16 protein-coding genes and 1 riboswitch are annotated in these 20,016 nt (G+C 53.8%); of the genes, 11 read left to right on the top strand and 5 right to left on the bottom strand.

Features of this window, described 5'->3' with window-relative positions; all coding sequences use genetic code 11:
• The first annotated feature begins 5 nt into the window (after positions 1-5).
• Genes ACS603_RS21850 through ACS603_RS21840 form a run of 3 tightly spaced genes read left to right on the top strand, consistent with a single transcriptional unit; the run spans position 6 to position 3,500 of the window.
• Positions 6-2,300 carry a formate C-acetyltransferase gene (locus tag ACS603_RS21850; protein ID WP_474944926.1) on the top strand — a complete coding sequence of 765 codons (2,295 nt, stop codon included), beginning with the start codon at positions 6-8 and terminating at the stop codon, positions 2,298-2,300.
• Positions 2,266-3,141 carry a [formate-C-acetyltransferase]-activating enzyme gene (locus ACS603_RS21845; RefSeq protein ID WP_474944925.1) on the top strand — a complete coding sequence of 292 codons (876 nt, stop codon included), beginning with the start codon at positions 2,266-2,268 and terminating at the stop codon, positions 3,139-3,141. The genes ACS603_RS21850 and ACS603_RS21845 overlap by 35 nt, the downstream gene beginning before the upstream one ends.
• Positions 3,142-3,143: 2 nt before the next feature.
• Entirely contained in the window at positions 3,144-3,500 is a 357-nt protein-coding gene (locus ACS603_RS21840; RefSeq protein ID WP_315687326.1) for a PTS fructose-like transporter subunit IIB, read from the top strand.
• Here ACS603_RS21840 and ACS603_RS21835 read toward each other — a convergent pair.
• The 3 genes from ACS603_RS21835 to argE form a co-directional block, all read right to left on the bottom strand.
• On the bottom strand, positions 3,487-4,335 hold the full coding sequence (locus ACS603_RS21835) for a helix-turn-helix transcriptional regulator (RefSeq protein WP_474944924.1): 849 nt from the start codon (positions 4,333-4,335) through the stop codon (positions 3,487-3,489). The genes ACS603_RS21840 and ACS603_RS21835 overlap by 14 nt on opposite strands.
• A 52-nt stretch (positions 4,336-4,387) precedes the next feature.
• Complete coding sequence (gene ppc / locus ACS603_RS21830; protein WP_182062979.1) at positions 4,388-7,039, bottom strand: phosphoenolpyruvate carboxylase; 2,652 nt, start codon at positions 7,037-7,039, stop codon at positions 4,388-4,390.
• 246 nt (positions 7,040-7,285) lie between these two features.
• Positions 7,286-8,437 (bottom strand): acetylornithine deacetylase, encoded by a 1,152-nt coding sequence (gene argE / locus ACS603_RS21825; protein WP_182062978.1) that lies wholly within the window; start codon positions 8,435-8,437, stop codon positions 7,286-7,288.
• 88 nt (positions 8,438-8,525) lie between these two features.
• On the opposite strand from argE, the gene argC reads away from it, so the two are divergent.
• The 4 genes from argC (at position 8,526) to oxyR (ending at position 12,998) form a co-directional block, all read left to right on the top strand.
• Entirely contained in the window at positions 8,526-9,530 is a 1,005-nt protein-coding gene (argC, locus tag ACS603_RS21820; protein WP_182062977.1) for an N-acetyl-gamma-glutamyl-phosphate reductase, read from the top strand.
• Between the two features lie 6 nt (positions 9,531-9,536).
• On the top strand, positions 9,537-10,313 hold the full coding sequence (argB, locus tag ACS603_RS21815) for an acetylglutamate kinase (RefSeq protein WP_182062976.1): 777 nt from the start codon (positions 9,537-9,539) through the stop codon (positions 10,311-10,313).
• A 77-nt stretch (positions 10,314-10,390) separates the two neighbouring features.
• Positions 10,391-11,764, top strand: coding sequence for an argininosuccinate lyase (gene argH / locus ACS603_RS21810; protein ID WP_182062975.1), 1,374 nt, complete (start codon positions 10,391-10,393; stop codon positions 11,762-11,764).
• A 307-nt stretch (positions 11,765-12,071) separates the two neighbouring features.
• A complete protein-coding gene (oxyR, locus tag ACS603_RS21805; protein ID WP_182062974.1) occupies positions 12,072-12,998 on the top strand; it encodes a DNA-binding transcriptional regulator OxyR in 927 nt (308 codons plus the stop codon).
• On the opposite strand, the gene sthA is transcribed toward oxyR, so the two are convergent.
• The gene (gene sthA / locus ACS603_RS21800) at positions 12,972-14,372 is read right to left on the bottom strand and encodes a Si-specific NAD(P)(+) transhydrogenase (RefSeq protein ID WP_315687317.1); all 1,401 of its coding nucleotides are present in this window, start codon (positions 14,370-14,372) and stop codon (positions 12,972-12,974) included. The genes oxyR and sthA overlap by 27 nt on opposite strands.
• A gap of 196 nt (positions 14,373-14,568) precedes the next feature.
• Between sthA and fabR the strand changes: the two genes are divergently transcribed.
• Both fabR and ACS603_RS21790 read left to right on the top strand, forming a co-directional pair.
• Positions 14,569-15,207: an HTH-type transcriptional repressor FabR gene (gene fabR / locus ACS603_RS21795; protein ID WP_014072319.1), complete on the top strand. Its 639-nt coding sequence runs from the start codon at positions 14,569-14,571 to the stop codon at positions 15,205-15,207.
• Between the two features lie 10 nt (positions 15,208-15,217).
• Entirely contained in the window at positions 15,218-15,577 is a 360-nt protein-coding gene (locus ACS603_RS21790; RefSeq protein WP_014072318.1) for a YijD family membrane protein, read from the top strand.
• Between the two features lie 51 nt (positions 15,578-15,628).
• Here the strand turns inward: ACS603_RS21790 and trmA are convergent, their stop codons facing one another.
• Positions 15,629-16,729 (bottom strand): tRNA (uridine(54)-C5)-methyltransferase TrmA, encoded by a 1,101-nt coding sequence (gene trmA / locus ACS603_RS21785; RefSeq protein ID WP_474944923.1) that lies wholly within the window; start codon positions 16,727-16,729, stop codon positions 15,629-15,631.
• A gap of 104 nt (positions 16,730-16,833) precedes the next feature.
• Positions 16,834-17,009: riboswitch (cobalamin riboswitch) on the top strand.
• Positions 17,010-17,075: 66 nt separating this feature from the next.
• Here trmA and btuB point away from each other — a divergent pair.
• Positions 17,076-18,923 (top strand): TonB-dependent vitamin B12 receptor BtuB, encoded by a 1,848-nt coding sequence (btuB, locus tag ACS603_RS21780; RefSeq protein WP_182062972.1) that lies wholly within the window; start codon positions 17,076-17,078, stop codon positions 18,921-18,923.
• Positions 18,868-19,719 (top strand): glutamate racemase, encoded by an 852-nt coding sequence (gene murI / locus ACS603_RS21775; protein WP_474944922.1) that lies wholly within the window; start codon positions 18,868-18,870, stop codon positions 19,717-19,719. Before btuB ends, murI begins: the two co-directional genes overlap by 56 nt.
• The last annotated feature ends 297 nt before the right edge of the window (positions 19,720-20,016 follow it).

Genomic DNA, 20,016 nt, shown 5'->3' with positions numbered 1-20,016 from the left:
CCCTCATGACGAATCGTACCCAGCGTTTGAAAGACGCACTCTTTGCCAACCCGCGTGAAATCTCACTAGAACGTGCTTTGCTCTACACTGCCAGCCATCAGCAGACGGAAGGTGAGCCAGCGATTATCAGGCGCGCGAAAGCCACGGCGTACATTCTTGACCACGTGAATATCGCGATTCGTGATGAGGAACTGATTGCCGGGAACCGTACTGTCAAACAGCGTGCAGGTATTATGTCGCCTGAGATGGATCCCTACTGGCTCCTTCAGGAACTGGATCAGTTTGCTACCCGGCCACAGGACCGCTTCGATATCAGTGATGAAGATAAGCAGACCTACCGGGATCTGCTCTATCCCTACTGGGAAAAGCGGTCGATGAAGGATTTTATCAACAGCCAGATGACGGACGAGGTTAAAGCCGCGGTGGGGACGCAGATTTTTAGCGTTAACCAGACGGATAAAGGGCAGGGGCATATCATTATTGATTACCCGCGCCTGTTGAATAACGGCCTGGATGCACTGGTGGCAGAAATGCGTGACCACTGCACCCGCGATACCAGGAACACCTTCTATGCTGCGGCGCTGATCCTTCTTGAAGCGTCCCAGCGTCATATTTTGCGTTATGCATTACTGGCTGAGGAGTCGGCAGAACTCAGTGAAACCACCCGGCGTGAAGAATTACTGAAGATTGCCGAAATCTCGCGTCATAACGCACATCATAAGCCGCAAACCTTCTGGCAAGCGTGTCAGCTATTCTGGTACATGAACGTCATTTTACAGTACGAATCCAACGCCAGTTCCCTCTCAATCGGGCGTTTTGACCAGTATATGTTGCCGTTTTATCAGGCATCACTTTCGCAGGGTGAAGAGCCTGCATTCCTTAAAGAACTACTGGAATCACTGTGGGTGAAGTGCAATGACGTGGTGCTCTTACGTTCGACCAGTAGTGCCCGCTATTTCGCTGGTTTCCCGACTGGCTATACCGCGCTATTGGGCGGGCTGACCGAAAACGGGCGAAGTGCCGTTAACGTACTTTCTTTCCTGTGTCTGGATGCCTACCAGAGCATTCAGCTTCCGCAGCCGAACCTTGGCGTACGGGTGAATGAGCTTATCGACAGGCCATTTCTGCTCAAAACCGCCGAGACAATCCGCCTGGGCACCGGTATTCCGCAGATTTTTAACGACGAGGTTGTTGTTCCTGCCTTTTTGAATCGGGGAGTGTCGCTGGAAGATGCGCGTGATTACGCGGTTGTCGGCTGCGTTGAGTTGTCGATTCCGGGTAAAACGTATGGCCTGCACGATATTGCCATGTTTAACCTGCTGAAAGTAATGGAAATTGCCATGCAGGATAATGAGGGAAATACCGAGCTGACTTATGAGGGGTTGCTTGAGCACATTCGCGCGAAGATTAATCACTACATTGCGCTGATGGTTGAGGGAAGCAATGTCTGTGATATTGGCCATCGTGACTGGGCGCCGGTACCGCTACTCTCTTCCTTCATAAGTGATTGTCTGGATAAAGGAAAAGATATTACTGAGGGGGGGGCGCGCTATAACTTCTCTGGTGTTCAGGGGATCGGGATAGCGAATCTAAGCGATTCGCTTCATGCCCTGAAAGGACTGGTCTTTGAACAGCAACGCTTAAGTTTTGATGAACTTCTGGCAGTGTTAAAAGCTAACTTCGCCACCTCCGAAGGGGAAAAAGTACGTGCCCGCCTGATCAATCGCTTCGAGAAATACGGTAATGATATCGATGATGTCGATAACATCAGCGCTCAACTGCTGCGCCACTACTGTAAAGAGGTAGAAAAATACCGGAATCCGCGCGGTGGGCAGTTCACGCCGGGATCTTATACCGTATCGGCACATGTGCCACTGGGAGCCGTAGTTGGCGCGACACCTGATGGCCGCTATGCCGGTGAGCAACTGGCAGATGGCGGTCTTTCGCCGATGCTTGGGCAAGATATGCAAGGCCCAACGGCGGTACTGAAATCGGTGAGCAAGCTGGATAACTATCTGTTATCTAATGGTACGCTATTGAACGTGAAGTTCACCCCTGCGACGCTGGAAGGGGATGCCGGGCTGCAAAAATTGGTCGATTTTCTTCGCGCATTTACCCAGCTAAAACTACAGCATGTCCAGTTCAACGTGGTGAATGCGGATACATTACGAGAAGCGCAGTCACGCCCGCAGGATTTCGCCGGGCTGGTAGTACGCGTTGCTGGGTACAGCGCCTTCTTTGTTGAGCTGTCGAAGGAGATCCAGGATGACATTATCCGTCGTACAGCGCATCAGTTGTAACGTGGTTGAAGCGCGCGCCGATATGGCGCGCATTTTCAACATCCAGCGCTACTCGTTAAATGACGGACGTGGTATCCGCACGGTCGTCTTTTTTAAAGGCTGCCCTCACAGCTGCCCCTGGTGTGCTAATCCGGAATCAATCTCGCCGAAAATCGAGACGGTACGCCGGGAAAGTAAGTGTCTGCATTGTGCCCCCTGTCTGCGTGATGCTGATGAGTGCCCGTCAGGTGCGTTTGAGCGTATCGGCAGGGATGTGACCCTGGATGAGCTTGAACATGAGGTGATGAAGGACGATGTCTTCTTTCGCTCTTCGGGCGGTGGGGTCACGCTTTCCGGTGGCGAAGTTCTGATGCAGGCCTCTTTTGCGACCCATTTTTTCCAGCGACTGCGTCGCTATGGTGTACATACCGCCATTGAAACCGCAGGTGATGCGCCTTTGTCACGATTACTGCCTCTGGCCCGACAGTGCGATGAAGTGCTGTTTGATTTGAAGATGATGGATCCCGATCAGGCACGTGCCTCGCTGGCAATCAATTTGCCCAGAGTCCTGGATAACTTCTTACAACTGGTGGCAGCGGGTGTGAACGTAATCCCCCGCGTACCTCTTATTCCAGGCTATACGCTCAACGACACCAACATGGCGCGGGTGCTCGCGTTTCTGATACCTTCAGGGATACGGCAACTGCACCTGCTACCTTTCCATCAGTACGGAGAACCAAAATACCGTCTGCTGGAGCAGGAGTGGGGGATGCGGCAGGTGACTCCTCCGACAGAGGATGAGGTTGCATCGATGCGTCAAATGGCTGAACGTGAAGGGTTCCAGGTCACCGTAGGAGGTTAGGAATGACAGTGATAACGGGGCGTTATTTGGTGGCGGTGACTGCCTGTGTCAGCGGTGTGGCACATACCTATATGGCCGCAGAACGACTGGAAAAGTTATGTCAGCAGGAAAAATGGAACGTTCACATTGAGACTCAGGGCGCTCTGGGCGTGGAAAGTACGCTCACGGAAGACGATATTCGCCGTGCAGATGTCGTGTTACTCATCACTGATATTGAACTGGCGGGAAGCGAACGTTTTGAACATACCCGCTATGTGAAGTGCGGGATTAACGCTTTTCTGCGCGATCCGCAGAAGGTCATGGTTGCGGTGCGTAAAATGTTATCAGCACCGCAGCACACTCAGGTCATTCTGGACTAGCCGCTTTTCCGGTGAGCTGGCTGTGGTACTGGCGGCGATATTCTGATGGCGAGCGCTCCGTGTTTTTACGGAATAACCGGCAGAAGTAGTTACTGTCGACAAAGCCGCAGGCGTGAGCCACCTCTTTCACTTTTAAATCATACCCTTTCAACAACTGACGTGCGTGCTCCAGCCGGGTGTGTGTCAGGTATTCGTTAAAGCCCACTGCACCTGTTTTCTGAAAAAGATGCGACAGATAATTGGGTGAGATGTAAAACGCCTGGGCGACCGATTCACGGGTGAGTGGTGCGGCGTAATGTTCATCAATATAAATGCGAATGGCTTCAAACAGGGCCTGACTGCGGGAGGCGGTTTGGATCTGACTGCCCAGCAGGTCGATACAGTGACTCAGCAGGCTAGCCACAATCAGTCTTGCTGTTTGTTGCTCGTTCGGCTGCATTTGCATTTCATGGAGTGTTTGCAGCAGGAAGGAGCCAATCCGGGGGCCACGGCGGGCAACATGTTGCTTCGCGAGATTGCGGATTTCCACGCCGTCCCAGTGCAAAAGGCTAAACCCAAGTTGTTGTTTACCAAACAGAATGCTCAGCGTTGTCGCGGGTTCTTGCCAGTGTGGGTCATTCCAGCCTCCTGGCGGAACGTAGAGGACATCACGTGGCTGTAGAACGGAGGCCGCGCAATCTTCAACAGACCCTTCAAGAACAATCTCCAGACGTGGAAAATCGACCTGTAAGGCAAGTTCGGGTGCACTGGATGCCTGGGTTGAAAAATGCACCTGACCCAGCGGTAATACACCGTTAATCAGGTTAGTCAGGATCTGGGTGATATCGTGGTGCATGGTGTGGATACCGAAATTTGCCAGGCGGCGCAGCGCCGCCTGGCATCAAGCATTAGCCGGTGTTACGCATCCCTGCCGCAACGCCTGCAATTGTCACCATCAACGCCTGCTCAACGCGAGGATCAGGCTCTTTACCTTCCTCTTCGGCCTGGCGGGAACGGTGCAGCAGCTCAGCCTGGAGTACGTTCAGCGGGTCGGTGTAGATATTACGCAGCTGGATAGACTCGGCAATCCACGGCAGGTCTGCCATCAGGTGCGAGTCGTTGGCGATATCCAGTACCACTTTGATGTCGCCTTCCAGCAGTTCGCGCAGCTCTTTGCCCAGCGCCCACAGCTCAGGTTTCACCAGACGCTGATCGTAGTATTCCGCCAGCCACAGGTCGGCTTTGGAGAAGACCATTTCCAGCATCCCAAGGCGTGTGGAGAAGAACGGCCAGTCGCGACACATGGCTTCCAGCTCGCTCTGCTTGCCATCTTCCACCACTTTTTGCAGCGCCGCACCGGCACCCAGCCAGGCTGGCAGCATCAGGCGGTTTTGCGTCCAGGCGAAGATCCACGGGATAGCACGCAGAGACTCTACGCCACCGGTAGGGCGACGTTTGGCCGGGCGTGAACCCAGTGGCAGTTTACCCAGCTCCTGCTCAGGTGTCGCTGAACGGAAGTAAGGCACGAAGTCTTTGTTTTCACGCACGTAGCCGCGGTACAGATCGCAGGAGATATCTGACAGCTCGTCCATGATATGACACCAGGACTCCTTCGGCTCTGGCGGTGGAAGCAGGTTGGCTTCCAGAATGGCGCTGGTGTAAAGCGACAGGCTGCTGATAGTCACTTCCGGCAGACCGTACTTGAAGCGGATCATCTCGCCCTGTTCGGTTACACGCAGGCCACCTTTCAGGCTTCCCGGCGGTTGAGAAAGCAGTGCCGCATGAGCTGGCGCACCGCCACGGCCAATGGAACCACCACGACCGTGGAACAAGGTCAGTTCGATACCGGCTTTCTCGCAGGTCTTGATCAGTGCGTCTTGCGCCTGGTACTGAGCCCAGGATGCCGCCATCACGCCCGCGTCTTTTGCGGAGTCGGAATAGCCAATCATCACCATCTGTTTGCCCTGAATAAAGCCGCGATACCAGTCGATGTTCAGCAGCTGCGTCATGACATCGTTGGCGTTGTTCAGGTCATCCAGGGTTTCAAATAGCGGTGCCACCGGCAGGGCGTAGTCGATGCCGGCTTCTTTCAGCAGGAGGTGAACACCCAGCACATCGGACGGGGTTTTCGCCATCGAGATCACATAGGCCGCCACCGATCCTTTCGGCGCATCAACGATCGCTTTACAGGTGTTGAGCACTTCGCGGGTTTCGTTGCTGGGTTCCCAGTTGCGTGGCAACAGAGGACGTTTGGAATTCAGCTCGCGGATCAGGAAGGCTTGTTTGTCGGCTTCGGACCAGCTTTCGTAGTCGCCAATACCGAGATAGCGGGTTAGTTCACCCAGCGCTTCAGTGTGGCGGGTGCTTTCCTGACGAACATCGATACGTACCAGCGGCACGCCGAAGCACTTCACGCGGCGCAAGGTGTCGAGCAGTTCACCGTTGGCGATGATGCCCATACCGCAAGCTTGCAGAGATTTATAGCAGGCGTACAGCGGGTCCCAGAGCTGTTCGTTCTGGCTCAGCAGGCCTTCCGGCTTCGGCAGGCGCTGGCCTTTGAGGCGCGCTTCCAGCCAGGCCTGAGTTGCCATTAGCTGACCACGCAGCTTTTTCATCAGATAGCGATACGGCTCGCTGGCACCTTCTTCACCGGCCAGTTCACGCAGTTCTGGTGTCGCTTCAACCATCGACAGCTCAGAGATCAGCACCTGAATATCTTTCAGGAACAGGTCGGTGGCTTTCCAGCGGCTTAACAGCAGGACGTGGCGGGTGATCTCTGCGGTCACGTTCGGGTTACCGTCACGGTCACCGCCCATCCAGGAAGTGAAGCGCACCGGCACAAAATCCACCGGCAGGCGGTAGCCCAGGTTTTCTTCCAGCTGTTCGTTCAGCTCGCGCAGGTAGTTAGGAACACCTTCCCACAGGCTGTTTTCCACCACCGCAAAGCCCCATTTGGCCTCATCGACTGGGCTTGGGCGGTTCTTACGAATTTCGTCAGTGTGCCAGGACTGGGCAATCAGCTGGCGCAGACGGCGCATCAGCTGGTTACGTTCGTAGTCGGCGATGTCTTTGTTATCCAGCTGCTTCAGGCAGTTGTTCACTTCCACCATTTTGTGGATAAGCGTACGACGGGTGATCTCGGTTGGGTGAGCAGTCAGTACCAGTTCCAGAGAGAGCGACTCCACCGCTTTTTTGATGGTCGCTTCGTTGAGGTCTGGCTGGTCTTTCAGTTTACGAAGTGTACGGGCAATAACTTCCGGGTTGCTGGCCGCTTCGCCTTTTGGCGAAATGCTGTGGTATTGCTCAGCGGTGTTCGCCAGGTTCAGGAACTGGCTGAATGCGCGTGCAACAGGCAGCAGCTCATCGTTAGACAGGTTCTGCAAGGTGGTAAGCAGCTCCTGACGATTGGCCTCGTTTCCTGCACGGGAAGATTTAGACAGCTTACGGATTGTCTCAACGCGGTCGAGAATGTTCTCACCCAACGCATCCTTGATGGTATCTCCCAGCACCTTGCCGAGCATACTGACATTACTACGCAACGCGGAATATTGTTCGTTCATAAAAACCCAGTCACCCCATCATTTTTGTTTATGCCCAATCGAAAATCTTTTGGACAATATTTTGTCATCTCCCTTTATAAAGCCACGTAAAACCCCTGTCGTCAATTGCTGCGAAAACGGTTCAGCAAACGAATAAATGTGGGCAATTTACGAAATTTAATTCGCTTCGCGTCAGATAAGTGATGCTTATGGAAATGTGACGAAGATCGCGAGATTTTCCCCTCTCATTCGAGAGGGGAAAGGTCATTAATGCCAGCAGAAGTGATGCACAACCTGGGTAATCAGTTCACGGGTTGGTTTGATAAAGCGGGTTTCCAGGTACTCATCCGGCTGGTGGGCCTGGTTGATGGAGCCAGGGCCGAGGACCAGTGTTGGACACAGGGTCTGAATAAACGGCGCTTCGGTGCAGTAGTTCACCACGTCGGTTTTCTCGCCGAGCAGTTTTTCCACCACTTCGACCAGCTGGTGATCCGGCGGGCACTCGTAGCCCGGAATAGGCGGATGCAGATCGGAAACTGTCAGGCGGCCAGGCCAGCGTTCGCTCACTGGTGCCAGGGCTTCTGTCAGTAAACCGTTCAGGTCGCTCAGCGTCATACCTGGCAGCGGGCGGATATCCATATGCAGTTCGCAACAGGCGCAGATACGGTTGGAGGCATCCCCGCCGTGCAGGCTACCGAGGTTCAGCGTCGGGTAAGGCACGGTGAACGAATCATGGTGATAGCGCTCTTTCAGGGAATCACGTAGTTGCATGATGTGGCCGATGGCATCGTGCATCAGCTCAATGGCGTTCACGCCGCGAGCCGGATCGCTGGAGTGGCCGGACTGGCCCAGTACGCGCACCGCTGTAGAAATATGGCCTTTATGCGCACGAATGGGCTGCAAAGAGGTTGGTTCGCCGATGATGGCGCAATCCGGGCGAATAGAGGTATTTTCAGAGAAATAACGTGCGCCTGCCATGCTGGTTTCTTCATCGGCGGTCGCCAGGATATAGAGCGGTTTTTTCAGTTTCGTCACGTCCACGTCACGCAGCGCGTCGAGGATAAAAGCGAAGAAACCTTTCATGTCGGCGGTGCCCAGACCGTAGAGTTTGTTGTCGTGTTCGGTCAGGGTGAACGGGTCGCGCGTCCAGCGGCCGTCGTCAAACGGAACGGTGTCAGTATGGCCTGCCAGCAGCAGCCCACCCGCGCCGGTTCCGGTACTGGCCAGCAGGTTAAATTTATGACGTGTTCCGGGGACAGGCTGAACCTCAACGTTAAACCCAAGATCGCTAAACCAACCCGCCAGAAGATTGATTAAAGACTCATTGCTCTGATCCAGCGCTTCTTCGGTTGCACTGATGGACGGTGTGGCGATCAGGGCGCGGTAAATCTCGATAAATGGCGGTAAGTTCATTTTCATTGTTGACACACCTTAGGTCGTGATAGTATCAATATTCATGCAATAAATGTGAATAAAAATACATTAACGTTGAGCATAAAGGAACCCGATGTTGAATACGCTGATTGTAGGCGCTAGCGGTTATGCGGGCGCAGAGCTTGTAAGCTACGTGAATCGCCATCCACATATGACCATAACCGCTTTGACCGTGTCAGCGCAAAGCAATGATGCAGGAAAGTTAATTTCTGATTTGCATCCACAACTTAAGGGCATCGTTGATCTGCCTTTGCAGCCGATGTCTGACATCACCGAGTTCACTGACGGTGTCGACGTGGTGTTTTTAGCCACAGCGCACGAAGTCAGCCACGACCTGGTACCGCAATTCCTGGCGGCCGGTTGTGTGGTGTTCGACCTTTCTGGCGCGTTTCGCGTTAACGATGGCGCGTTCTACGAGAAATATTACGGTTTCACCCATCAGCACCCGGATCTGCTTGAAAAAGCGGTATATGGCCTGGCGGAGTGGAGCGCGGACAAACTGAAAGAAGCAGATTTGATTGCCGTGCCGGGTTGCTACCCAACGGCGGCGCAGCTTTCACTTAAGCCCTTGATCGACGCAGGTTTGCTGGATCTGAATCAGTGGCCGGTGATCAACGCCACCAGTGGCGTGAGCGGTGCTGGACGCAAGGCGGCAATTTCCAATAGCTTCTGCGAAGTGAGCCTCCAGCCTTACGGCGTGTTTAATCACCGTCATCACCCTGAAATCACCACCCATCTGGGCGCGGATGTGATTTTTACCCCGCACCTGGGCAGCTTCCCGCGTGGGATCCTCGAAACCATTACCTGCCGCCTGAAACCGGGTGTGACCAAAGAACAGGTGGGCGAGGTCTTTACTCAGGCATATGCTGATAAACCCCTGGTGCGTCTGTATGAAAAAGGTGTCCCGGCGCTGAAAAATGTGGTCGGTCTGCCGTTCTGCGATATCGGCTTTGCCGTGCAGGGCGAACACCTGATTGTGGTCGCCGCAGAAGATAACTTACTCAAAGGCGCTGCCGCCCAGGCAATGCAGTGCGCAAACATTCGTTTTGGCTTCGCTGAAACGCAGTCTCTTATTTAAGGTGTGATGATGAACCCATTAATTATCAAGCTCGGTGGTGTACTGCTGGACAGCGAAGAAGCGCTGGAGCGTCTTTTTACCGCACTGGTTAACTATCGTGAATCACACCAACGCCCGCTGGTGATTGTCCACGGCGGCGGCTGCGTGGTGGATGAGCTGATGAAAGGGCTCAACCTGCCAGTGAAAAAGAAAAATGGCCTGCGCGTAACGCCTGCTGATCAGATTGGCATCATTACCGGTGCGCTGGCGGGTACGGCGAACAAAACGCTGCTGGCATGGGCGAAGAAACACCATATCGCCTCTGTTGGCCTCTATCTGGGCGATGGCGATAGCGTAAAAGTGACCCCGCTCGACGAAGAGCTCGGACATGTTGGACTGGCGCAGCCAGGTTCGCCTAAGCTGATTAACACGCTGCTGGAGGGCGGTTTCCTGCCGGTGGTAAGCTCAATCGGTGTCACCGAAGAGGGTGAGCTAATGAACGTGAATGCAGACCAGGCGGCAACCGCACTGGCGGCAACGCTGGGTGCTGACCTGATTCTGCTCTCTGACGTGAGCGGTATTCTGGACGGTAAAGGCCAGCGTATTGCGGAAATGACGGCGGCGAAAGCCGAGCAGCTGATTGCGCAGGGCATTATTACCGACGGCATGATCGTGAAAGTGAACGCAGCGCTGGATGCTGCCCGCACGCTTGGCCGCCCGGTAGATATCGCCTCCTGGCGTCACGCGGAGCAACTCCCGGCGCTGTTTAACGGCACGCCGATTGGCACGCGTATTCTGGCGTAATCGATTTATTGTTTTGTAGGCCCGGTAAGCGCAGCGCCACCGGGCAATGAAATTCAAAGATATTAAGGAAGCATGTTATGGCACTTTGGGGTGGGCGTTTTACACAGGCAGCGGATCAACGGTTCAAACAGTTTAACGACTCTTTGCGCTTCGACTACCGCCTGGCCGAACAAGATATCGTCGGCTCTGTGGCCTGGTCCAAAGCACTGGTGACCGTAGGTGTGCTGACCGCAGATGAGCAACAGCAGCTGGAAGAAGCGCTGAACAACCTGCTGGAAGAGGTACGTCTGGACCCGCAGCAGATCCTGAAAAGCGATGCCGAAGATATCCATAGCTGGGTGGAAGGTAAGCTTATCGATAAAGTCGGTCAGCTGGGTAAAAAGCTGCACACAGGCCGTAGCCGTAACGACCAGGTCGCAACCGATCTGAAGCTGTGGTGCAAAGACACCGTAGTTGAACTGCTGGCGGCAAACCGTCAGTTACAGGCTGCACTGGTGGAAACCGCGCAGAACAACCAGGATGCGGTTATGCCGGGTTACACCCACCTGCAACGTGCCCAGCCGGTGACGTTTGCTCACTGGAGCTTGGCCTATGTAGAAATGCTGGCACGTGATGAAAGCCGTCTTCAGGATACCCTGAAGCGTCTGGACGTGAGTCCGCTGGGTAGCGGTGCGCTGGCGGGTACAGCGTATGAAATTGACCGTGAACAGCTGGCAGGCTGGCTGGGCTTTGCTTCTGCCACCCGTAACAGCCTGGACAGCGTGTCTGACCGCGATCACGTGCTGGAGCTGCTGTCCAATGCCTCTATCGGGATGGTTCACCTGTCGCGTTTCGCAGAAGATTTGATCTTCTTCAACTCCGGTGAAGCTGGCTTTGTTGAGCTTTCTGACCGTGTGACCTCTGGCTCTTCCCTGATGCCACAGAAGAAAAACCCGGATGCGCTGGAGCTTATCCGCGGTAAGTGTGGCCGTGTGCAGGGTGCGCTGACTGGCATGATGATGACCCTGAAAGGGCTGCCGCTGGCGTATAACAAAGATATGCAGGAAGACAAAGAAGGGCTGTTCGACGCGCTCGACACCTGGCTGGATTGCCTGCATATGGGCGCACTGGTGCTGGATGGTATTCAGGTGAAACGCCCACGTTGTCAGGAAGCTGCACAGCAGGGTTACGCTAACTCCACCGAACTGGCTGACTATCTGGTGGCGAAAGGTGTTCCGTTCCGTGAAGCGCACCATATTGTGGGTGAAGCGGTAGTGGAAGCGATTCGTCAGGGTAAACCTCTGGAAGAGCTGACGCTTACCGACCTGCAAAAATTCAGTGCGGTTATCGGGGATGATGTTTATCCGATTCTGGCGTTGCAGTCTTGCCTGGATAAGCGTGCGGCGAAAGGCGGTGTATCGCCTAAGCAGGTCGCGCAGGCGATCGCGGATGCGAAGAGCCGGTTGGTTTGAACCGTGCGGGCTGATGCCCTCACCCCGGCCCTCTCCCACAGGGAGAGGGAGAAAAACAGAGCCTGGCTTAGCGCCGGGCTTTTTTTACGCAAAAAAAATGCGGACCACGGGGTCCGCAAAAGTTCACGTTGGCTTTAGTTGTTCGAGTTTTGAGAGAAACTCGTCAGACGGTGGCGGGGTCGTTTTGGGTCAAACATGTGCCGCCCTGTCTATGTGGTGTATTATTCAACAGAATGCTTGATAGGGATAATCGTTCGTTGCTATGCTATCTATCGCCACGAACTATCGTGGCGACGGAGGATGAATAATGAATATTCGTGATCTTGAATACCTGGTAGCGTTAGCCGAGCACCGTCATTTTCGCCGCGCGGCAGATTCCTGCCACGTGAGCCAGCCCACGCTGAGCGGTCAAATCCGCAAGCTGGAGGATGAGCTGGGCGTAATGCTGCTGGAGCGCACCAGTCGTAAGGTTCTGTTCACCCAGGCAGGTCTTCTGCTGGTGGATCAGGCGCGCACCGTGCTGCGCGAGGTCAAAGTGCTCAAGGAAATGGCAAGCCAGCAGGGGGAAGCGATGTCGGGCCCACTGCATATTGGCCTGATCCCAACCGTTGGCCCGTACCTGTTACCGCAGATCATACCGATGCTGCACCAGACATTCCCGAAACTCGAAATGTATCTGCATGAAGCACAAACCCATCAGCTGCTGGCGCAGTTAGATAGCGGTAAGCTCGATTGCGCTATTCTGGCGCTGGTCAAAGAGAGTGAAGCCTTTATTGAGGTGCCGCTGTTTGATGAGCCGATGATGCTGGCTATCTATGAAGATCACCCGTGGGCGAACCGCGATCGCGTGCCGATGGCCGATCTGGCCGGTGAAAAGTTGCTGATGCTGGAAGATGGCCACTGTCTGCGCGATCAGGCGATGGGCTTCTGTTTTGAGGCCGGTGCGGATGAAGATACCCATTTCCGCGCAACCAGTCTGGAAACGCTGCGTAACATGGTGGCGGCGGGAAGCGGTATCACGCTGCTGCCTGCGCTGGCTGTTCCGCACGAGCGTAAACGTGATGGTGTGGTCTATCTGCCGTGCATTAAACCAGAGCCGCGTCGTACCATTGGCCTGGTTTATCGCCCGGGCTCGCCACTGCGCAGCCGCTATGAGCAGCTGGCAGAGGCCATCCGTAGTTCCATGGATGGCCATTTTGACGGCGCGTTAAAACAGACGGTTCAGACCGTTTAGTGCCGCTACCCGATAGGCTTCCGCCATGGTCGGGTAGTTAAAGGTGGTGTTAACGAAGTACTCGATGGTGTTACCACCACCTTTTTGCTCCATTATCGCCTGGCCGATATGAATGATTTCCGCCGCGCGTTCACCAAAGCAGTGAATACCGAGGATCTCTTTCGTCTCGCGATGGAATAAAATCTTCAGCGTTCCCACACTCATTCCCACGATTTGCGCGCGCGCCAGATGTTTAAACTGTGCACGACCCACCTCGTAAGGCACTTTCATGGACGTCAGTTGCTGTTCGGTTTTCCCGACGGAGCTAATTTCCGGGATGGTGTAAATCCCTGTCGGAATATCTTCAATCAGATGTGCGGTAGCTTCGCCTTTCACCAGCGCCTGAGCCGCGATGCGCCCCTGATCGTAGGCCGCTGACGCGAGGCTTGGATAACCAATCACATCACCCACCGCGTAAACGTGCGGCAGCGCGGTCTGGTACATGCTGTTGACCTTCAACTGGCCACGGCTGTCGGTCTCAAGCCCGATGTTTTCCAGCGCCAGCGAATCGGTATTACCGGTACGGCCATTGGCATACAGCAGGCAGTCGGCTTTCAGCTTCTTGCCGGATTTCAGATGCATGATCACACCGTCATCGCAGCCTTCGATTTTCTCGTACTCTTCGTTGTGGCGAATCACCACACCGCTGTTCCAGAAATGATACGAGAGGGAATCCGACATCTCCTGGTCGAGGAAGGCCAGCAGGCGATCGCGAGTGTTAATCAGGTCAACTTTGACCTCCATACCCCGGAAGATCGACGCATATTCGCAGCCAATCACTCCTGCGCCATAGATAATCACATGGCGTGGTTCGTGGTGCAGGCTGAGGATGGAGTCGCTGTCGTAGATACGTGGGTGCGAGAAGTCGACATCGGCCGGATGGTACGGGCGCGAGCCGCAGGCAATCACGAATTTTTCGGCGGTGATGGTTTCAACCGAACCGTCATGGCATTCGAGTGCCAGGGTGTGCTCATCGACAAAATGCGCGTTGCCCTGCAAAATTTCGCAGTGGTTACGCTCATAAAATCCCTGACGCATACGTGTCTGCTGGTTAATGACGGTATCCGCATGATTCAGGATGTCGGCAAAGGAAGAACGAAGAAGTCGGGAGTGGTCGCTGTAAAGAGGGTTCTGGTTAAATTCAATAATACGGCTAACGGCATGGCGGAGGGCTTTGGAAGGGATGGTGCCCCAGTGGGTGCAACCGCCGCCGACATTATGGTAGCGCTCAATGACCGCTACTCTGGCTCCCTGTTTCACCAGACCCATAGCAGCACCTTCGCCGCCGGGGCCGGAACCAATAACTATTGCGTCGTAATCGTAGGAATGTGGCATGGCAAGGCTTACCTGTTCTTATACATAAAAGCAACAGAATCATAACATCATTGCCAGAGTAACCCAATTATCGTTGTGCTTTTTTCCGGCAGTGGAGCACAAACCGCGCGTAAACAATCATTCACAAAGCCAGGCAAACAGATTAATTTTATTCTCTGGTATAGTGCCATCAGGCCTTTGGAAGGATTCAACTATCGTGATGGGCGTAAGAGCACAACAAAAAGAGAAAACCCGGCGTTCGCTGGTGGAAGCCGCATTCAGTCAGCTGAGTGCTGAGCGAAGTTTTGCCAGTTTGAGCCTGCGTGAAGTAGCACGTGAGGCCGGGATTGCGCCAACGTCCTTCTATCGTCATTTCCGTGATGTGGATGAACTGGGCCTGACCATGGTCGACGAAAGTGGTCTGATGCTGCGCCAGCTGATGCGCCAGGCACGTCAGCGTATCGCAAAAGGCGGTAGTGTTATTCGCACGTCCGTATCGACCTTTATGGAGTTCATCGGCAATAACCCCAACGCATTTCGCCTGCTGTTGCGTGAACGTTCCGGGACATCGGCCGCATTTCGTGCCGCGGTCGCGCGTGAAATTCAGCACTTCATTGCGGAACTTGCCGACTATCTTGAACTCGAAAACCATATGCCGCGTGCATTCACTGAAGCGCAGGCCGAGGCGATGGTGACCATTGTCTTTAGTGCGGGTGCCGAAGCACTGGATGTGAGCGTTGAACAGCGCAAGCAGCTCGAAGAGCGACTGGTATTGCAACTCAGGATGATCTCCAAAGGGGCATATTACTGGTATCGCCGTGAACAAGAAAAGTTGGCACATCAAACCGATGAGTGAAGGGTGAGTAATGAAACAGTCAGGTCAGGATAAAGGTACGTTGTTGCTGGCATTGATCGCTGGCTTATCAATTAATGGCACGTTTTCGGCTGTTTTCAGCTCTATCGTACCATTCTCAATTTTCCCGCTAATTGCACTGGTGCTGACGGTGTACTGTCTGCATCAACGCTATCTGAACCGCACGATGCCTGTGGGGTTGCCGGGGCTTGCTGCAGCATGCTTTATTTTAGGCGTGTTGCTGTATAGCACTGTGGTACGTGCAGAGTACCCGGATATCGGCTCAAACTTCCTGCCGGCGGTGCTGTCTGTGGCGCTGGTATTCTGGATTGGCTCGCGGATGCGTGGCCGTAAGCACGAGCTGCCGGAGTAAGTGAATTGGGGGTTGTAGGCCGGATAAGCGCAGCGCCATCCGGCATACAGATTACTTCGCGGTAAGCAATACACCGCACTCCATGTGGTGCGTATACGGGAATTGATCGAACAGAGCCAGACGTTCAACGTTGTGCGTCTGGCTTAATGTTTCCAGATTCTTGCACAGGGTTTCCGGGTTGCAGGAGATATACAAAATACGCGGGTACGCCTGCACCATCTTCTCGGTTTCGCTGTCCAGACCACTGCGCGGCGGATCGACAAAAATCGTCTCACACTGGTAACTCTTCAGGTCGATACCTTGTAATCGATTGAACTCACGCACGCCGTTCATCGCCTGCGTAAACTCTTCTGCCGCCATACGAATGATCTGCACGTTGTCGATATGATTAGCGGCGATGTTGTACTGGGCGGCAGCGACCGACGGCTTAGCGATTTCAGTTGCCAGCACGCGCTCAAAGTTACGCGCCAGCGCCAGTGAGAAGTTACCGTTACCACAGTACAGCTCAAGCAGATCGCCCGTTGACCCTTCTGTCGCCTTCAGCGCCCACTCCAGCATCTGCACGTTCATCGCGGCGTTTGGCTGGGTGAAGCTGTTTTCTACCTGGCGGTAAATCATCTCTTTACCCGCCACCGGCAGACGCTCGTCGATGTAATCCTGGTCCAGCATGATTTTGGTTTTGGTGGCACGGCCAATCAGGTGAACATTGATATTCTGCGCGCGCAGGGCATCGCGCAGGGCTTCTGCCTGCTCGCGCCACTCGTCGTTCAGTGCTTTGTGATACAGCAGGGAGACAATCGCCTGGTTGCTTTGCGTGGTCAGGTAGTCAATCTGGAACAGCTTGTTGCGAAGCACCGGGTTGCTGCGCACGCCATCCATAATGAGGGTCATCAGCTGGTTAATCAGCTCGCTCGCCGCCGGAAAACTGTCTACGCGGATACGGGATTTTGTCTGCTGATCGAAAATGATGTGGTACAGGTCGTCCCCATCGTGCCAGATGCGAAATTCTGCACGCATCCGGTAATAGCTGACTGGGGAACGGAACACCTCTGGAACGGGCGCATTGAAAGGCGTCATCATACTTTGCAGGCGGACAACTTTCTCTGCCAGCTGCGCGTCGTACTGTTCTGTCGGGAGGTGTTCGGGGGTCATGATGCGTCCTGAGTGATAAAGAATTACGCGGGGATTGTAGGCATTGTTCAGGGGATGTCCAGATTTAATGGCTAATAGCTATCTGGACATCTATACGTGTCTAATTGTAGCATTCTGTTTCCGGTCTCCTGAGAGTGAAAAGGGAATCCAGTGTAAATCTGGAGCTGACGCGCAGCGGTAAAGACTGGCGGGATGAGAGTTGTAGACACTGTGAGAACGGGAAGTCTTCATCCATTAAACGCCACCTAGCCCGAAGACCTGCCGGTAACACGTCGCATTTGGTTTCATCATCGCGTGCTATAGATGAGGCCTGCGGCATCCTTCTTATATTGTGGATGCTTTAACAATGATTAAAAAAGTATCGCTGTTGACGGCGCTTTCCGTCACGGCATTTTCGGGCTGGGCGCAGGATAGCTCAGACTCGTTGGTGGTGACTGCAAACCGTTTTGAGCAACCTGTTAATACCGTTCTCGCACCGACGTCAGTGGTGACGCGTGAAGATATCGAACGCTGGCAGGCAAAGAGTGTGGTGGAAATCATGTCACGACTGCCAGGCGTGGATATCGCGCAAAGCGGTGGTATGGGCGCGACCTCTTCTACCTTTATACGCGGGACCGAATCCCGTCATGTTCTGGTGCTGATCGATGGTGTCCCTCTGAATAATGCAGGGATCAGCAACGTTCCTGACCTCAGCCAGATCCCGACTTCCCTGATTCAGCGTATTGAATACATTCGTGGCCCACGTTCGGCCCTGTATGGCTCCGACGCGATTGGCGGTGTAATCAACATCATCACCGGGCGCGACAAACCGGGGGCAGAAATTTCTGCAGGGGTGGGGTCTAAGGGTTACCAGACCTATGATGGCTCTTTCCAGCAGGTGCTGGATAAAACCAAAATTACAATGGCGGGCAACTATACCTATACCCGTGGTTTTGATATTGGCGCAAACGATGCACCGCGCCAGCCTGACCGTGACGGCTTTATGAGTAAGTCACTCTATGGCTCTGTGGAGCAGCAGATCACCGACAGCGTGAGCGGTTTCTTCCGTGGCTTTGGTTACGATAACCGCACGGCGTACGATGGTTACGATACCTACAATGATGATTACACGGCTATAACCGGCACTCCGGATACACGCCAACTGTATAGCCAGAACTGGGATACCGGGCTTCGCTATAGCCAGGGGATTTATCAATCTCAGCTGGTCGCGGGCTATGGTCGTAGCAAAGACCTTAACTATGATCCGAGCAAAGGCCGTTATGCAGCATCTTCCAGCATGGATGATGTTAAGCAATATACCGCTCAGTGGATGAACAACGTGGCCGTCGGTCACGGCAATATCGGCGCAGGTCTGGACTGGCAGAAACAGAAAACCCAGTCGGGAACGGCATCTCTGGATAAAGGCTACGAGCAGCACAATACGGGTGTTTTCCTCTCCGGTATGCAGCAGTTTGATAGCGTGACGCTGGAAGCCGCCGCTCGTAATGATGACAACTCGAACTTCGGCAACCACAGCACCTGGCAAACTAGCGCGGCCTGGGAGTTTATCGAAGGATATCGCTTCATTGCCTCCTACGGTACAGCCTATAAAGCGCCAACCATGAGTCAGATCCACAGTGCGAAGTACGGCAACCCGGATCTTAAACCTGAAGAGAGCAAACAGTGGGAAGGCGGCTTTGAAGGTTTAACCGGCCCGGTGAACTGGCGTGTTAGCGCTTACCGTAACGATGTCGATAATCTGATTGGTTACGATCAGATGAACCGTCCATACAACGTGAACAAAGCACGTATTGAGGGGATAGAGGCCACTGCTCAATTTGATACCGGCCCGATTAGCCATCAGGTCTCATATGATTATGTGGATCCACGCAATGCAAACACCAATGAAGTGCTCAAGCGCCGCTCTAAGCAGCAGGTGAAATATCAACTTGACTGGCAAACCTGGGATGTTGACTGGAATCTTGCATATCGCTATTTGGGTACGCGCTATGACGATGACTTCAGTAGTTTCCCGTCTCGTGAAGTCAAAATGGGCGGTGTAAGTTTGTGGGATGTCGCAGTTTCATATCCTGTCACCTCTCACCTTACAGTTCGTGGTAAAATAGCCAACCTGTTCGATAAAGATTACGAGACAGTTTATGGCTACCAAACTGCAGGACGGGAATACACCTTGTCTGGCAGCTACACCTTCTGATCCGCGTCCCACCGTGCTGGTGTTTGATTCCGGCGTAGGTGGGCTTTCGGTCTATGATGAGATTCGGCATCTCCTGCCGAATCTCCATTACATCTATGCTTTCGATAACGTCGCTTTCCCTTATGGAGAAAAGAGCGAAGAGTTCATTGTTGAGCGTGTCCTTGAAATCGTGACTGCCGTGCAAAAGCGCTATCCTCTGGCGCTGGCCGTTATCGCCTGCAATACGGCGAGTACGGTATCCCTTCCCGCATTACGCGAAAAGTTTCCGTTCCCGGTTGTGGGTGTTGTGCCTGCGATTAAACCGGCCGCACGTCTGACGGCGAATGGGATTGTCGGGTTGCTGGCTACGCGTGGCACGGTGAAGCGTCCTTATACGCGTGAGCTGATCGACCGCTTTGCTAATGAATGCCAGATTGCGATGCTCGGATCTGCGGAGCTTGTCGAAATGGCGGAAGCGAAGTTGCATGGACACGCTGTTCCACTGGAAGAGCTGCGCCGCATTTTGCGTCCGTGGCTGCGGATGCCGGAGCCGCCGGACACCGTTGTCCTGGGATGTACCCATTTCCCTCTTTTACAGGAAGAGCTTCTGGCGGTTCTGCCAGAGGGGACCCGGCTGGTGGATTCCGGTGCGGCAATTGCGCGTCGTACTGCCTGGCTGCTTGAACATGAAGCGCCAGATGCAAAATCTAGTGATGCCAATATCGCTTTTTGTATGGCGATAACAAAAGAGACTGAACAACTTTTACCCGTTTTACATCGTTACGGCTTTGAAATGCTCGAAAAACTAGCGTTGTAGCACGGTTTTGAGCAAAAAAGAGACGGTTGAAAGTTTTTTTCAAAAGAGGGGTTGTCAACGTCTGAGAACTCCCTATAATGCGCCTCCACTGACACGGAACAACGGCTTACAAGCCGCCGGGTTAGCGGGGTTCAGAGATGAACGCCAACAGAGAAAAGCGAAAATAAACGCTTGACTCTGAATGAGGAAAACGTAATATACGGGACCTCGCAACGGTGAGCTGAAAGCCACGTTGCACTGCTCTTTAACAATTTATCAGACAATCTGTGTGGGCACTCAAAGTGACATGGATTCTTA

Source organism: Enterobacter sp. Li2LvB3 (assembly GCF_056156645.1).
Note: the sequence above shows the minus strand (reverse complement) of the source record. Positions and strands in the feature narration are given on the sequence as shown.